Source organism: Neptunomonas japonica JAMM 1380, assembly GCF_016592555.1.
Classification (GTDB): Bacteria; Pseudomonadota; Gammaproteobacteria; order Pseudomonadales; family Balneatricaceae; genus Neptunomonas; species Neptunomonas japonica_A.
In genome coordinates this window covers 3,156,727-3,173,827 of the sequence record NZ_AP014546.1, presented here as the reverse complement: position 1 = coordinate 3,173,827, position 17,101 = coordinate 3,156,727, and the positions used below count along the sequence as shown (strand labels likewise).

Below are 17,101 nucleotides of genomic sequence, written 5' to 3'. Positions count from 1 at the left end.
TAATGATAGGCTGGGATTGTGAATCACTAGGTCACAGCTTTCTCATATTACAATTATTTGGTATTCATGCAGGAATGGCTAAAGTAGGTTTATCATCACCTACGCTATCTAGTTCAGTAAAACCAAGGTCTTCGAGTATTGCATAAGAGGCCGGTAGTACTAGTAGCAATAACAATGTAGCGGATAGCATACCAAAAACCACACTGGCAACGAGTGGCACTAACACCTGAGCCTGTAAGCTGGTTTCTGACAATAAAGGAATCATTCCTGCCACGGTGGTGATAGATGTCAGGAAAATAGCCCTGAAACGATCTCGGACAGCTTGCCCTGCTGCATCGTGTAAGTTCATACCTTCCATACTGCGTGCTTTTACAAACTCAACCAAGAGTATTGAATCATTAACGACAACGCCTGCTAATGACACAAAACCTATCATGCTTGGTAAGCTCAAATCTAAGCCCATTAAAAAATGACCCCAGATAACACCAATCAATGCCAACGGAATATTGAGTAGAACAATAATAGGCTCTTTAAAGTTGGCAAACTGTAGGCTCAGTAGTAGGTAGACTCCGGCTATGCCAAGAATGAACCCGGTTAATACTGAGCCGCTGGTTTCGGAGTCGTTTTTAACTTCGCCTTCTAAACTAAAAACCAAATCGGGATAACGTGCTTTGAGCTGCGGCAAAAATTCATTGCGGGTATGGCCGATAATTTCATTGGTATTTGCTATTTGAGTATTAACGTCACCACTGACAGTTACGGTGCGTTGGTGGTTTATACGCACGATACGTGAGTATTGACGGCCTTCTTCAATATCGGCGATCGACTTAAGTGGGATATCAACACCGTTTTTAGAAAAAAGGGTAATATTTTCAAAATCATTCAATGCGTTTTCAGGCTGGCTATCGAGCATTACGTTAATTTCGTAAGCTTCGCTGCCGCGATATATGTCGCTCACTTTGACACCTTGGTAAGCAGCTCTGAGTTGCGATGATAGTCCTTGAACATCAATACCTGAGCTAATAGCGCCTGCTTGTAGTTGAACCTTGAACTCTGTTTTTCCCGGACGAATATCAGACATGATGTTGCTAGTGCCAGAATAACCTTTGAGCCAGTTTTGTAACTCCCAAGAGGCGGTATAGAGGGTATCCAAGTTGTTGCCTTGTAAGCGAATAGAAATCGCTTGCCCGGAAGGGCCAAATTTAGGCTCTTTAAATTGAATGGATATAGCATCCCTTATTTGTGGTGTGAGTTCACGCCAACGTCGTTTAAGTTCTACGAGCGAGGTATTACGTTTTTCTGCATCCAGTAAATCAAGACTAATGGTGGCAAGGTGTGCGCCACTTTCATGGGCATCATCATTGCGACTGTATAAAATGGCAGTGTTCTTAACTAATTTTCCTTCAGTTTCAGCAGGGAGCTGCTGCAAGGTTTTATTTAGGCTTTGCGTCAGAATAGAGACGACTTCTTGAGTGCGGCTAAACGGCGTGCCTTGTGGCATTAAAACACGCACTTCTAAGCGGTTTCCTTCTATGTCAGGGAAGCCCTTAAATTTCAGCGTGCCAGATATAATTAAACTGATCGATATGATTAACATGACAATGGCAAAGCCAACAGTAAGGTAGCGATAACGGATCGCTGTATCTGCCATAGTTCCTACGCGTGCTCTTAGCTTCTCAAACTTTGCTTCAAAACGGTTACGCCATTGTGATGGTTGGCGTTCACTGTGATGAGCTAAAGAGTGTTGTAAATGGTGAGGTAGAATGAGGAATGCCTCAATGAGGCTAATGGATAGTACGGCGAGCAGGACAACAGGTAATACACCAAGAACCTGCCCCATATCACCTTTTAGAAATAATAAGCTTCCAAATAACATGGCTGATGTGACAAAGGACGAGAAAACACCTCTTGCAACTTTTTTAACACCATCAATACTGGCCTGAAAGGGTGACTTTCCTTTGCGGTATTCATGGTCGATGCTTTCTGACAGAACAATGGCGTCATCCATCAATATGCCGATGGCCATTAATAACGCCACCATGGAAATCATATTAATGCTGACCCCCAGTGTTGACATGATGACAAGCCCACCTAAAAACGAAATGGGCAAACCTAAGGCGACCCAAAAGGTGTAACGCCAGCTAAAGAACATAAATAACGCGAGGGTTGCGAGTAATAAACCTTGCCAGCCATTTTTCATTAACAGGCTCAGCCTGTCTTGAACAATTGAGGCCGAGTCTTGCGTAATAATTAACGAGGTGCCCTCTGGTAAGCGGGCATTCTCTTGGTCAATGAACTTCTTTGCTGCGTTGTAAATTCTGAGTGTATCATCGGTCTTGTTTTTACTGATCTGTATAAGTGCCGCAGGGATACCGTTTAATTCTGTGCGTTGCTCTTCAACAGCAAAATCATCTTGGATTGTTGCTATATCGCCCAGTGTGATCTGGCCGCCTTTATCGTTATCGAGAATAACAAGGTCTTCCAGTTCTGTAACAGTACGACGGGTGTTTTCAACACGGATTTGGTAGGAGTTTTGGCTTCCTTCAAGAACTCCAGCGGGTAGATCGACAGCTTGTGCTGAGATAAGGTTAGCTACATCTTGAATGCTAAGTTGGTATTGACGCATGGCATCTGGTTTTACGCGTACACTAAGTTCGTGCTCCGAGAAATCAGTGACAGTAACAATAGGGATTTCGGGTAACGCCAGTAGGCGGTTACGGTAATATTCAGCCAAAGCTTTGAGTTCTGGCATGGTGTTATTAGCCGTCACCGCAATGCTTAAAACAGCTTCTGTGCGCCCTAATTCTTTTACTACTGGATCTTCTGCTTTATCAGGAAAATCATTAATACCATCAATGGCAGCGTTAACATCATCGACGAATTGCTTTATATCCCCAGCTTCTTGCATCTCTAATGTGAGCGTTGCTAGGCTATCGCGCGCTTCACACATTTGCTCGTCTAAAAAGCTCAGACCATCGGTAGCATCCTCTAAACGGTTACACAATCCTTCTTCAACATCGGCTGGACTGGCGCCAGGGTAAGCCACAGTAACACTGACTTTATTGAGCTTAATCTCTGGAAATGTTTCTTTGTTTAATTGAGGTAAAGCGACCAACCCAAGCAGAATAATGACGACCATTAGAATGTTGGCAGCAGTTGGATGCCCTGCAAAGTAGCGGATCATTGAGCTGCTCCACTAGTATTGCTTGTGTTATCGATAATGGTGGAGGTTAGCTGCGCTGGTTTTTTAGCCGCTATTTGCAACGCTGTTTCACTTTCAATATTGAGTGTGGGCTGTAAAGGCATTCCTTCAATAACTGGAATCAGGTCATTGATAATGATCTGTTCTCCTGCTTCTAAGCCAGATTCAATAATGACTAGATTATCTTGATGAAACAGCACATTTACCGGTCGTATTTCCAGTTTTTGCTGTGTGTTTGAAAGGTAAACTCGTCCTTCATGTAGCGCGCTTCTGGGAATGACAATGGCTGTATATGCTGGTGCATATAGATCCACCGCCGTGTACATTCCTTTTATGAGAGGAGGGCGTTTTCCAGGAATGATGTTCTGATAAGGGTTATCTACAGCGACAACGATGCCTAAAGTGCGGCGAACGGGGTCAACTGATTCGCTGAAACGTAATAGTTTTGCCTCCCAGTTGGCTTCTGAGCTTGCGCCGACAAGGCTGACATTAGCTGAAAAATTCAACTGTTCCATAATGTGGCTCAAATCAAAGCCAAGAGTGTCGGTTTCACCTTGTGATAACCCTGAACTGATCAAGGTGCGCATTTTTTGCACAGGTAATTGTGCGTTTATTTCAATGCGATTAATAGCTAATGATTCAAACAGATAAGTGCCGACGGTGACATACTCACCTTCCTCGATTAATACCTCGCCAACTCGAGCATCAAAAGGCATGTATATCTCGGTTCTTCCTAGCGTAGTTGTCTGTCCTTTGACTTGCTGAGTAGCACGTTCTATCTGTGCTTTTGTTGAGTCTTTACGGCTAGCGTATGTATTGAGCTGCCCTTGTAAATCGGTGGTGCTTTGGCGTAGCTGTAATACTTTTTGTTCTTCAGCATCGAGTGTTGAACGGGAGATAAGCTGTTTGTTCCAGATGTCCCTGATTCTGGCTAATTCCTTTTCTCCGACACGTAAGTTTTCTCGGGCATATTGTAACGAGCGGCGTGTGGTTTTTTCTTCTTCGTTTAGCTGTGCTAAAGATGATAAGTTCGCTCGTAAATCTGCTTCGCTTTGGCTAAGCGATATTTGAGAGTCTTCAGGGTCAATCTTTGCGACCAATGTACCTTGTAAAATACTTCCACCTGATTGTAGGTCGGGGTGTAGGTAACTGATTTTACCGCTGACTTGTGCTTTGGTTTTGAGTGCTATTGCAGGCTCAACCGTGCCATAGGCTGTCACGTGTGGGCTAATTGTTATAGGCCTAACGGTTATAGTATCAACGGCTTTGGCTGGGATTTCTGTACCTGAGTGTTTAATGGCAGGTTTACTTTTTATCATAAAAGCAGCCACCGCTGCTCCGATAAGTAGTATGACAAAAAACATAAACGGCTTTTGAAACAGAGCTTTCATCAAATTTTCCAGAGCAGCAGGACAGGGAAAGAATAAACTTTACATATACAGTCACTAATATATAGAAGATTTGTCAATGATACAGCCAACTTTACAGAGATTTACACTGCTGGCTTGATCTAGCCGAGCAGGAACGTTGCTTTTTTACGAACTCGTGTACGCGAGTGGGCAATAATTTTCCTAGATACTTTTGGTATTAGCTTTCAACTTTCATACGTGTGTAATAAGGGTCGAATAATGCGGCAGCTGCATGTGTATGATACGGGTGCTCTTTATAGAGCGTAAAAATATTTTGTTTAATATCGGTTGGCTCACGGCCCAGAGTCATGATTTCTCGGTGTGCTTCATGTTGGTTGCTATTACGTACCAGCATGCGTTCCTGTGGATAAAGGCTTAATGGCTCTGCGAGTTTTACTAAGGTTTCAGACTCTTGTAGCGGTAGTAGTATCCATACTTTGCCGTTTGTTGTTAGTAGCTGATCGATTACTTTGATTAAATCAATTAGGGGGAGTTGGCTATTGTGACGTGCCAACGATGCCCTATCACAAGCATTGGGGGTGGAGTCAGTAAAAAAAGGTGGATTAGTTAGAATGCAATCGTAACGTTGAGGCTGTTTGTCAGCGTAGTCACGAATATCTGTCTCTATTAATGATAAGCGTTCTGGCCAGGGGCTATTGTGAAAGTTTATTCTGGCTTGTGTTGCAGCTTGCGCATCGAGTTCTACGGCATCTATATAGGCGGATGTTCGTTGTGCTGCGAACAAACTTAGCAAGCCTGTCCCCGTACCAATATCGAGTATCCGCTGGGCATTTTCTACGTTGGCGTAAGCACCTAAAAGTGATGCGTCAGTGGTGACTTTCATGGCGCAATCGCCTTGCTCAATCTTAAACTGCTTACACTCAAAATAGCTATTGCGTTTACGCCGGGTCATAAAGAGCTCTAAGAATATTAAAGGGTGTAGGAGTTTTTATCGCTAAATACGTGAAGTTAAATATTAGCCCAACCCTTCTTGTACCGCCCATACGGCAACTTCAACACGCGAGCGTAAACGTAATTTTTTAAGCAGATGTTTTACGTGTACTTTTACTGTACCTTCAGTGATGTTGAGCTTTCGTGCGATTAGCTTGTTAGGTAGTCCGCCAGCAATTAATTTGATGATCTGCTTTTCCCGAGGTGTAAGGCTGCTAATATCTGATTTGTTACTGCTACGGCCAGACTGAAGTGCTTGTGCTAATAGCGTTGTCAGCTTATCACTGATCACTACCTTGCCCAGTGCTGCTTGGCGCAAGCTCTCAAGGAGTTCTTCTGGTTCCATGTCTTTTAACAGGTAGCCGTCAGCCCCCGCTTTTAATGCTGCTACTACGTCTTCTTCGTTATCAGACACCGTAAATACGATAACGCGTGATGCTACTTCTTCATCGCGTAGCATTTTGAGTGTCTCTATACCGTTGATATTTGGCATGTTGAGATCAAGTAAAATGAGATCAGGTTCGGTTTCTTTAGCCGCTTTTATGCCATCAATGGCATTGCTGGCTTCTGCAATAACGATTAATTCGTCATCGAGTTCGATCAGTTGTTTCACGCCTTTACGCAGTAGCGGATGGTCATCAATGAGTAGGATAGAAGCTGATGTAGTGTCACTCATATAAATTGAGTCCTTATTATTTTATTCTCAATGATGTTTTGATTTAAATGTTAACAGAACTCGTGTGCCGCCGCTTGGCTGGTTTGCAATACTCAGTTGGCCATTAATGGTAGCTGCTCTGTCTTGCATTATGACTAAACCATAGTGGTTAGTCAGTTCCTGGTTTTGAGGAAGGCCCACACCGTTATCCTGTATTGAGACTGTGATTTCATCTTTCTCTGCGCTGATCGAGACACTAACCTTGCTGGCTTGTGAATGTTTGACGACATTTGCCAGCGCTTCTCGCAGTAATTGAAGTACGTGAATCTCTTCGTTAGGCGTTAATGTTAAGTGGTGGATTCCGTAGTGATATTTTATCGGGATGCCTAAACGTTCCGAAAATTCATTGATGGTGGTTTCAAGCGCATGTGCTAACCCTGGCTCATCCAATTTGAGACGAAAAGTGGTGAGTAACTCACGTAATTGGCGGTAAGCATTGTTAAGTCCTTCTTTTAGCTCATCTACAACATCATCAATACTCTCTGTACTGGATTCTTTTTTACGCAGAATTTGTAGGCGAGTGACCTGTATTTTTAAATAAGAAAGTGACTGAGCGAGCGAGTCATGAAGCTCGCGAGCAATAACGGCGCGCTCTTCTATCAGTGATAGTTGCTGTTCTTGTTCTGCTTTTAACTCAAGAGACATCGATGTAGCTAAATTTTCTACTATGGTTTCTATCAGTTTTATCTCTGACTGATTAGGAGGTACATGAGGAAGAAACTGTGCATTAAACTCCCCAAAATACGTTTCTCTCGTCTGAATAGGTAAAGATAATGTTTTGTGTGGTCGGTGATCAAGCTCTTGAACGATACAGCTATTACAACTGAGTACGCGACAGTTCTCAGGCCTTTCTATGGTTTGTGTCGTGAGCTCTCGATAGCTTTTTTTATTGTTGGGTTCGCAAAGGGTTACTTCTATTGGGCCAAACGGGCTGACCGTTTCCAGTTGCTGCATGACGGGCATTAAGCGGCGACAGATATCTTCTTTACGGTTAAAGCATCGAGTGGTGTCGTATAAGAGTTGTAAAGATTCATTTGATTGCTGTAATAGAGCGGTTTTACGTTCAACGCGCTGTTCTAGATCCGTATAAATTTTCGAAAGCTCTTCAGCCATATGGTTAAAAGAGTCGCCGAGCACACCTAGTTCATCTTGGCTTTCATATTCAACTCTCGCCGCTAGGTCACCTCGGCTGGCGCGACGGGCCATGTGTACAAGTTCTTGTAGTGGGAGAACTACGTTGTTTTTTATGTCCAACATGGCAATAAAGATGATCAGTACCGTCATAAAGAGACTGATAGCCTGAACCAAGCTGAGCAGCTTGATTTTAGATTCAGTACTGCGCTCTAACAGTAATACCATCTGATCGATTCTATGAACAAATTTTTCAATTAGATCAATATATTTATGTGAAGGTTGGGTGTCGATCAGTGCTTTGTTAAGGGATGGGATGATGTGTTCATTCCAATCATTAACAAGGTTGTTGTGGAGGCGGTAGAGGTCATGGTCGCCGTCCTGAGGGATAACGGTTTTGAGGATAGGGCTATTAATACGCTTTTCAAATTCTGAAATAGAGAGTTTGACTTTACTATGATTTTCTTCAGAAGGGGATTGCGTGTATTGGCCTGTTTCTGCGATGACTCTATAAGAGAGCATCCGCAGGGAGCCTGCTAGGTTAATACCTGCCGCATCACCTTGAGTACTTTCCGCTACAATAACAGACCCAATCATGCTGACTACCGCCATGATGCTGATAGCTAACATGGCAGCACCTAAGCGCGCGATGATTGATTGTTTAAAAAAGTGCATTGGCTTAATTGTGCCTCTAGCATTGCCAAATACTCACAAAGAAATTGTGAGAAAAGGCTTTCTGAATGATTGATCTAATCTATGTTTAAAATATCAGTAAAATCATGTGCTTACAAAGATAAAAAGAGGTACTCATAAAGAGGTATTTTGGTAAAAAATCACTTTAATCATAAGGTTAGGTCTTGATTTCGATCAACAAAAATAAATAGCTACGGGCTTACCTTTACACCCATTCATATCACTTTGAACGGGTGTTCGATGATAGTTAACAGCAACCAGCAGCAGATATCTGCGATCGCGATGGCCACATTGGCCTTTTCTGCGTGTTTCGCGGTCTGGACATTGGTCTCTGTTATTGGCCTTCAAATAAAGCATGAATTAGGTCTTTCTGAGACTCAATTTGGTGTGTTGGTGGCTACACCAATTCTTACTGGTGCGTTACTTCGGTTACCGATGGGAATTCTTGCTGAGCGTTGGGGAAGCCGAATTCTTATTGTCGCCTTACTTATGTTTGTCAGTGTGCCGTTGTTTTTGTTTTCTTATGCATCAACTTTTAATCATTACTTGTTATTGGGTTTGTGTGTAGGTGTCTCCGGTAGCATGTTTAGTATCGGTATTCACTTTGTTTCTTCTCGTTCTAGTGAGCGTTCGCAAGGCATGGCCATGGGTATTTTTGGTGCAGGTAACTTGGGAGCGGCAGTCACAAATTTAATCGCACCGTTAATAATTATTGCTTATGGCTGGCGAATGGCGCCAACCGTTTATGGTGTTGTACTGTTGTTGCTGGCTTTTTTGTTTTGGATACTCACTGATGAAGATCAGAAAAGTATTGGTAAGCCGCGTCGAGTATACCGTCTATCTGAACAGCTTAAACCACTCGCGGATGCCCGTGTATGGCGTTTTGGCTTGTATTACTTCTTCGTGTTCGGGGGGTATATAGCGCTTGCTTTATGGCTGCCTGATTACTATGTCAGTCATTATGATTTGGATATTCAGACTGCATCATTCCTGACATTAATGTTTACGCTTCCAGGTGCGCTAACACGCATCTTGGGAGGTTGGAGTGCAGATCAATTAGGGGCTCGCCATGTTAATTGGAGTGTCTTCTGGGTTTGCCTCGTGTGCTTGTTTTTCCTTTCCTATCCCCCCACCACTATGACGGTTCATGGAATTCGTGAGGATACGACGTTCGTGATCGATATGCCGGTCTGGTTGTTTACTGTTTTGGTCATGGTGATGGGTGTGGCAATGGGCTTTGGGAAGGCCAGCGTGTTTCGTCTTGTCTATGACTACTATCCGGAAAGAATGGGTGTAGTCGGGGGAATGGTGGGCATGTTGGGTGCGATTGGTGGGTTTGTCTTGCCAATCCTTTTTGGTCTGGTGGCCGATACGATGGGGGTTCGCAGCTCTTGCTTTATGTTGCTCTACGGCGTTTTGGCTGTCTGTATGTGCGTAATGTACTACGGCATCTCTGTTGAAGAGCGGCGTTCTCGATTGCAAGAAGCGATCCGCAATAACTTTCTGAAAGAAGATTCTGATATTACCAGCAGCAGATAATGGCAGTAATTATGCGTGTATCACGCTGTTCAGATTATGTAGGTCGAGTGCAGAGATTGTCATTAGGCGGCGGTGCATTCACTTTGGAGAAAAAGTATGTCTGATATAAAAAAATGGGACGTAGAAAACGAACAATTCTGGGAGTCAGAAGGTAAGCGAGTTGCTACGCGCAACTTGTGGATCTCGATTCCTAGTTTATTGTGTGGTTTTGCCGTCTGGTTGTACTGGGGCATCATTGCGGTACAGATGCTTAACTTAGGCTTTCCATTTGAGAAGGCTGAACTCTTTACATTGGCAGCGATAGCGGGGCTAACAGGGGCAACCTTGCGAATACCGAGTAGCTTCTTTATTCGTATCGCCGGTGGCCGAAATACTATTGTCTTTACTACCGCGTTGCTTATGATTCCTGCCATTGGTGCTGGTTTTGCTTTGCAAGATCAAAATACGCCGTTGTGGGTTTTCCAATTGCTGGCCTTCTTGTCAGGGATTGGTGGTGGTAACTTCGCATCTTCGATGTCTAACATCAGCTTCTTCTTTCCTAAGAAGCAGCAGGGTTTGGCGCTGGGACTAAATGCGGGTTTAGGGAATGCTGGTGTAACTACTATGCAAATCCTTGTGCCATTAGTCATGACTATGGGTATCTTCGGTGGTGCGCCGATGATCCTAGAAAACACTTCAGGTACCTTGATTGGTAAGATTCCTGCTGGATCTGAAACTTATATCCACAACGCTGGTTTTGTATGGTTGTTGTTTTTAATTCCGCTGGCGATTGTTGGTTGGTTTGGAATGAACAACCTTCGTACGGATGACGTTTCTCCAGATATAGGCTCACCTGTCGGTGCGATGTCTAAAATTGTAGGCTTATTGCTTATTGGTTTTATGACAGCCGCTGCTGGTTTGTTCATTATCTTACCAGACCCAACAGGCCTGGGCGCTCCAGGCTGGGCTAAGTGGCCTGTGATTGTTGGTATTCTTTTCTTCACAATTATGTTGATGAAGATGATACCTGGTGACATTAAACCTAATTTACAGCGTCAGTTTAAAATCTTTGAAAATAAGCATACTTGGGTGATGAGCGTTATCTACACCATGACTTTTGGTAGCTTCATTGGTTACTCTGCCGGTTTTGCATTAGCAATCAAAGTTGTATTTGGTTATCAGCATTTAATGGTTGATGGCGTGATGACTCATAACATTGTTAACGCTAATGGGCCTTCTGCTCTAATGTATGCTTGGATGGGACCATTTATTGGTGCTTTCATCCGTCCTATCGGAGGCTGGATGGCAGATAAAATGGGTGGCGCACGTGTAACTCACTATGTTTCTATCGTGATGATTGCAAGTGCTCTAGGGGTTGCTTACTACCTTAAAGCGGCTTACCAGTCAGCGACGCCTGAAGAGTATTTTGTACCTTTCATTGGATTGTTTTTAGTGTTGTTTGCTGCAACAGGTATTGGTAACGGCTCTACTTTCCGTACTATTGCTATGGTCTTTCCTAAAGAGCAAGCGGGTCCTGCACTCGGCTGGACTTCTGCTGTGGCTGCTTACGGTGCGTTTGTTATACCAAAGGTATTTGGTGAGCAGATTAAACTGGCTACACCTGAAATGGCACTCTATGGCTTCGCTGTCTTCTACTTGCTGTGCTTGGCGTTGAACTGGTGGTATTACCTAGGCCCTAAAGCAGAGTTTAAGAATCCATAAATGCAAAATTAAGCATGATGATTTTCTATTTAAAAGAGCCCTTCAAGGGCTCTTTTTTTATGGCTGCTATTCCTATTTTGACTGACTACCTACAAATACTCCTCTGTCGTTATTTTACGTAGAGTTCTGTTGGTGTAATTATTTTTTATTCATATAAAACATGTGTTTAAGTTGTTTTTTCGATGTATCACCAAAGTGGTATTTCTCCCTGTTGGGGTTTGTTTTCATGGTTTGTATGTTGATACAGATCAACAAGTTTTGAGCATTAAAGCAGTTATTGTGGGCTCAACAGTAAGCAATAGGGTTTGTTCTTCAGGGATGGTTGAACGGCCTTATGACCGGATGAATCGGTAAGCGCTCAAGACAATTGACCTTGTCGGCGTATTAATAAAACGGCTCGGGGTTATAGCCCCGTCCTGACCTAGCGGTTTCAGGAGAGAATAAAATGAGTCATTTGCTCGATAGATTGAGATTTTTAAAGAAAAAGCAGGGCACCTTTGCCAATGGGCACGGGGAGACTGTTAAAGAAAGTCGTGAATGGGAAGATGGATATCGTCAGCGCTGGCAGCATGACAAAATTGTTCGTTCCACTCATGGTGTTAACTGTACGGGTTCTTGTAGTTGGAAAATCTACGTTAAGAATGGTCTGATCACTTGGGAAACCCAGCAAACAGATTATCCTCGTACGCGTCCTGACCTGCCAAACCATGAGCCTCGTGGTTGTCCTCGCGGCGCAAGTTACTCTTGGTACATCTACAGTGCTAACCGTCTTAAATACCCAACCGTACGTAAGCGCTTAATTAAGTTGTGGCGTGAAGCACGTGCGACCAAAGATCCTGTCGCAGCGTGGGCTTCTATTGTTGAAGATCCTGCAAAGGCAACATCTTATAAGTCAATGCGTGGACAAGGTGGTTTTGTACGTTCAACTTGGGATGAAGTAAACGAAATCATTGCTGCTTCAAATACCTATACAATTAAAGAATATGGCCCAGACCGCGTTATTGGCTTCTCGCCAATCCCAGCGATGTCGATGGTTTCTTATGCTGCTGGTGCGCGTTACCTATCGTTGATTGGTGGTGTTTGCCTGAGCTTTTATGATTGGTATTGTGACTTACCACCCGCGTCTCCTATGACTTGGGGGGAGCAGACTGACGTTCCAGAGTCAGCTGACTGGTATAACTCTAACTATATTATTGCTTGGGGATCTAACGTTCCTCAAACACGTACACCTGATGCTCATTTCTTCACAGAAGTGCGCTATAAAGGTGCTAAAACAGTATCGATTACTCCAGATTACGCCGAAGTTTCAAAGCTGTGTGATCAGTGGTTGAACCCTAAACAGGGTACTGATGCTGCCTTGGCGATGGCTTTTGGTCATGTCATTCTGAAAGAGTTCCATGTTGATAACCCAACTGAATACTTCACAGATTACTGTCGCGACTATACGGATATGCCATTTTTGGTTCAGCTAGAGCAACGCGACGATGGTTCGTATGCTGCTGGCCGCTTTATCCGTGCGTCTGACTTTGATGGCAACATGGGTCAGGATAACAACCCAGAATGGAAAACTGTTGCTTATGATGAAGCAACGGATAGCTATGTCGTGCCAAATGGTTCTATTGGTTTCCGTTGGGGTGAGAAAGGTAAGTGGAACATCGAGCAAAAAGAAGGGCTTGAAGGCCGTTCTACTTCATTGAAAATGAGCTTGCTAGATAGTCATGACGAAGTCGCTTCTGTTGGTTTCCCATACTTCGGTGGTGTAGAGAACGAGCATTTCACGCACAATACCTTCTCTGACATTATTCATCACAACCTTCCGGCTAAGCGCGTTAAGCTAGCTGATGGTTCAGAGTCTTTACTGGTAACCGTTTATGACTTGATGATGGCTAACTACGGCATTGATCGTGGTCTAGGTGGTGATTTTGTAGCGACTAGCTATGATGATAACGCACCGTATACGCCTGCATGGCAGGAGCAAATTACCGGTGTAGACCGTAATGTTGCTATCCAAATTGCACGTGAGTTTGCTGATAACGCCAGTAAAACTAAAGGTAAATCCATGATCATCGTGGGTGCCGGTATGAATCACTGGTATCACATGGACATGAACTACCGTGGCCTGATGAACATGTTAATCATGTGTGGTTGTGTCGGTCAGTCTGGTGGTGGTTGGGCTCATTATGTGGGCCAAGAAAAACTACGTCCTCAGACAGGTTGGACTCCACTTGCCTTCGGTCTTGATTGGCAGCGTCCACCACGTCATATGAACGGTACGTCTTTCTTCTATAACCACTCGAGCCAGTGGCGCTATGAGAAACTAGATGTTACTGAGATTTTATCGCCATTGGCTGATCAGTCAAAATGGACAGGTAGCTTGATTGATTACAATATCCGTGCAGAACGCATGGGTTGGTTGCCATCAGCTCCTCAGTTGGATCTTAACCCGTTACACATTGGTAAAGCGGCTGAAGCTGCCGGCAAAACACCTCAGGAATATACAGTTGATCAGCTAAAATCAGGCGCTATAAACTTTGCCTGTGAAGACCCTGATAACCCTAAAAACTTCCCGCGTAACATGTTTATCTGGCGTTCTAACTTACTAGGTTCGTCCGGTAAGGGGCATGAATACCTGCTGAAATACCTACTCGGTACTAATCATGGTGTGATGAACAAAGATCTGGGCGAAGCGGGCACTAAAAAGCCAGAAGATGTGGTATGGCACGATGAAGGCGCTGAAGGCAAGGTTGATCTGCTAGTGACGCTAGACTTCCGTATGTCTACTACCTGCTTGTACTCAGATATCGTTCTGCCAACAGCAACATGGTATGAGAAAGATGACCTGAATACATCAGATATGCATCCGTTCATCCATCCGCTGTCTGCAGCGACTGATCCTGCTTGGGAAGCGCGTTCTGACTGGGATATCTATAAAGGTATCGCTGAGAAGTTCTCCGAAGTGTGTGTAGGCCATCTTGGTGTAGAACAAGACCTCGTCACTCTGCCAATGCAGCATGACTCTCCGGGTGAGCTAGCACAACCGCTGGGCGTTATGGATTGGAAAAAAGGCGAGTGTGATCCTGTACCGGGTATCTCTATGCCACATCTGATGGTGGTTGAACGTGATTATCCAAATACCTATAAGCGCTTCACCTCGATTGGTCCTTTGCTTGAAAATGTTGGTAATGGTGGTAAAGGGATTGCTTGGGATACAAAAGACGAAGTTAAATTCCTCAAAGAGCTTAACTGGACGCATACCGAAGAAGGGGCTCATAAAGGTAAAGCGAAACTGGATTCGGCAATTGATGCCTGCGAGATGATTTTAAGTCTAGCACCAGAAACTAACGGTCAAGTAGCAGTGAAAGCGTGGGAAGCACTGGGTGAAATGACCGGTCTTGATCACACGCATTTAGCTAAACCTAAACAGGAAGAGAAAATTCGCTTCCGTGATGTGCAAGCTCAGCCGCGTAAGATCATCTCTTCACCGACTTGGTCGGGCCTAGAAGATGAACACGTATCTTACAATGCTTGTTACACCAATGTTCATGAGTTGATTCCTTGGCGTACTGTGACAGGTCGTCAGCAGTTCTACCAAGATCATGAGTGGATGCGCGACTTCGGTGAAGGTTTTGTCTCTTATCGTCCGCCAATCAATACACGATCTGTTGCGCCGTTGATGAACAAGAAGCCAAACGGTAACCCAGAGATTGCGTTGAACTGGATTACGCCTCACCAAAAATGGGGTATCCATTCAACCTATAGCGATAACTTGCTAATGCTGACGTTATCACGTGGTGGCCCGATTATCTGGATGAGTGAAGGTGATGCGACCAGTACGGGTATCGAAGATAACGACTGGGTAGAAGTATTCAACGCCAACGGTGCTATCGCTTGTCGTGTTGTTGTATCGCAGCGTGTACCTGATGGAATGGCGATGATGTATCACGCACAGGAACGTATCGTAAACGTACCGGGTGCTGAAACAACCGGAACTCGTGGCGGTATTCATAACTCGGTTACGCGTGTATGTCCTAAACCGACACACATGATTGGTGGTTATGCACAGCAAGCTTATGGCTTTAACTACTACGGTACTGTGGGTTCTAACCGCGATGAATTTGTTGTTGTTCGTAAAATGAAAAACATCGACTGGTTAGATGACGAAGACAACGATTACACTCAGGAGGCAGCCAAATGAAAATCCGCTCCCAAGTAGGTATGGTGCTTAACCTTGATAAATGTATCGGTTGTCACACCTGTTCAATTACTTGTAAAAACGTCTGGACCTCTCGTGAAGGGACTGAGTATGCCTGGTTTAACAATGTTGAAACCAAGCCAGGTATCGGTTACCCGAAAGAGTGGGAAAACCAAGAAAAATGGAAAGGTGGTTGGGTACGTAAAGTCGATGGCAGTATAGAGCCGCGTATCGGTGGTAAGTGGCGTGTGTTGGCGAATATCTTCGCTAACCCTGATCTTCCAGAAATCGATGATTACTATGAGCCGTTTGATTTTGATTACCAGCATCTGCATAACGCACCTGAAGGTAAGCATCAGCCAGTCGCACGTCCTCGTTCATTGATCACTGGTCAACGAATGAAGAAAATCGAGTGGGGTCCAAACTGGGAAGAGATTCTTGGTACTGAGTTCACTAAACGCTCGAAAGATAAAAACTTCGATAATGTACAGAAGGAGATCTACGGCCAGTTCGAGAATACCTTCATGATGTACTTGCCGCGTTTGTGCGAGCACTGCCTGAACCCTGCCTGTGTAGCATCTTGCCCAAGTGGTGCGATCTACAAGCGTGATGAGGACGGTATTGTACTGATCGATCAAGATAAGTGTCGTGGCTGGCGTATGTGTGTCAGTGGCTGCCCTTACAAAAAGATCTACTACAACTGGAAAAGTGGTAAATCTGAGAAGTGTATCTTCTGTTACCCACGTATTGAATCAGGTATGCCGACTGTCTGCTCTGAAACGTGCGTAGGCCGTATTCGTTACCTTGGCGTGCTTTTATATGATGCAGATCGTATTGAAGAAGTGGCTGCTAGTGGTAGTGAGCAGGACCTATACGAGAAGCAGCTTGAGATCTTCCTTGATCCGTTTGATCCAAAAGTTATTGCTCAGGCAAAACTGGATGGCGTCACTGATAACGTGATTAGTGCGGCTCAGAAGTCTCCTGTTTACAAAATGGCGGTCGATTGGAAGCTGGCTTTGCCACTGCATCCTGAATATCGCACATTGCCAATGGTTTGGTATGTACCACCACTAAGCCCAATTCAGTCTGCTGCTGATGCTGGTTCAATTGGTATGAATGGTGCGATCCCGGATGTGGATTCACTACGTATCCCGGTTAAATACCTAGCTAACCTGTTGACTGCGGGCGATGAGAAACCAGTCCGTCTTGCGCTTAAACGTCTGCTAGCAATGCGTGCTTACAAACGTGATGAGCAGGTTGAAGGTAAGGTCAATCTTGATGTGTTAGAAGATGTTGGTCTGACAGAGACACAGGTACAAGAAATGTACCGCTACTTAGCTATCGCTAACTATGAAGATCGTTTTGTTATTCCAACCAGCCATCGTGAGCTTGCTAACGATGCTTTCCCTGAAAGAGGCGGTTGTGGTTTCACATTCGGTAATGGTTGTGGCGGCGGTGAAGAAGAAACCAACATGTTTGGCGCTAAAAAGCAGACAGTCACCATGGTTAAAAAAATCAGTGGTGTGCAGCAGGTAGACCCTGCGTTGCTGAACGATGGGGAGCGATAA

At 44.3% G+C, this 17,101-nt stretch carries 9 protein-coding genes; 4 read left to right on the top strand and 5 right to left on the bottom strand.

Annotated elements, in window-relative coordinates; translation table 11 throughout:
- Positions 1 to 64 precede the first annotated feature (64 nt).
- The 5 genes from NEJAP_RS14820 to NEJAP_RS14800 all read right to left on the bottom strand — a co-directional run bounded on the left by NEJAP_RS14820 (position 65) and on the right by NEJAP_RS14800 (position 8,083).
- Positions 65 to 3,184: an efflux RND transporter permease subunit gene (locus NEJAP_RS14820; RefSeq protein ID WP_201347966.1), complete on the bottom strand. Its 3,120-nt coding sequence runs from the start codon at positions 3,182 to 3,184 to the stop codon at positions 65 to 67.
- On the bottom strand, positions 3,181 to 4,593 hold the full coding sequence (locus NEJAP_RS14815) for an efflux RND transporter periplasmic adaptor subunit (RefSeq protein ID WP_201347965.1): 1,413 nt from the start codon (positions 4,591 to 4,593) through the stop codon (positions 3,181 to 3,183). Before NEJAP_RS14815 ends, NEJAP_RS14820 begins: the two co-directional genes overlap by 4 nt.
- A 196-nt stretch (positions 4,594 to 4,789) precedes the next feature.
- Complete coding sequence (locus NEJAP_RS14810; RefSeq protein ID WP_201347964.1) at positions 4,790 to 5,524, bottom strand: tRNA1(Val) (adenine(37)-N6)-methyltransferase; 735 nt, start codon at positions 5,522 to 5,524, stop codon at positions 4,790 to 4,792.
- Positions 5,525 to 5,587: 63 nt separating this feature from the next.
- Positions 5,588 to 6,238: a two-component system response regulator NarL gene (narL, locus tag NEJAP_RS14805; protein WP_201347963.1), complete on the bottom strand. Its 651-nt coding sequence runs from the start codon at positions 6,236 to 6,238 to the stop codon at positions 5,588 to 5,590.
- 27 nt (positions 6,239 to 6,265) lie between these two features.
- Entirely contained in the window at positions 6,266 to 8,083 is a 1,818-nt protein-coding gene (locus NEJAP_RS14800) for an ATP-binding protein (protein WP_201347962.1), read from the bottom strand.
- A 258-nt stretch (positions 8,084 to 8,341) separates the two neighbouring features.
- Here NEJAP_RS14800 and NEJAP_RS14795 point away from each other — a divergent pair, with 258 nt between their 5' ends.
- The 4 genes from NEJAP_RS14795 (at position 8,342) to narH (ending at position 17,101) form a co-directional block, all read left to right on the top strand.
- Positions 8,342 to 9,640: a nitrate/nitrite transporter gene (locus tag NEJAP_RS14795; RefSeq protein WP_201347961.1), complete on the top strand. Its 1,299-nt coding sequence runs from the start codon at positions 8,342 to 8,344 to the stop codon at positions 9,638 to 9,640.
- Between the two features lie 96 nt (positions 9,641 to 9,736).
- The gene (locus NEJAP_RS14790) at positions 9,737 to 11,341 is read left to right on the top strand and encodes an MFS transporter (RefSeq protein ID WP_201347960.1); all 1,605 of its coding nucleotides are present in this window, start codon (positions 9,737 to 9,739) and stop codon (positions 11,339 to 11,341) included.
- A 445-nt stretch (positions 11,342 to 11,786) separates the two neighbouring features.
- Positions 11,787 to 15,536: a nitrate reductase subunit alpha gene (locus NEJAP_RS14785; protein ID WP_201347959.1), complete on the top strand. Its 3,750-nt coding sequence runs from the start codon at positions 11,787 to 11,789 to the stop codon at positions 15,534 to 15,536.
- Positions 15,533 to 17,101: a nitrate reductase subunit beta gene (gene narH, locus NEJAP_RS14780; protein ID WP_201347958.1), complete on the top strand. Its 1,569-nt coding sequence runs from the start codon at positions 15,533 to 15,535 to the stop codon at positions 17,099 to 17,101. Before NEJAP_RS14785 ends, narH begins: the two co-directional genes overlap by 4 nt.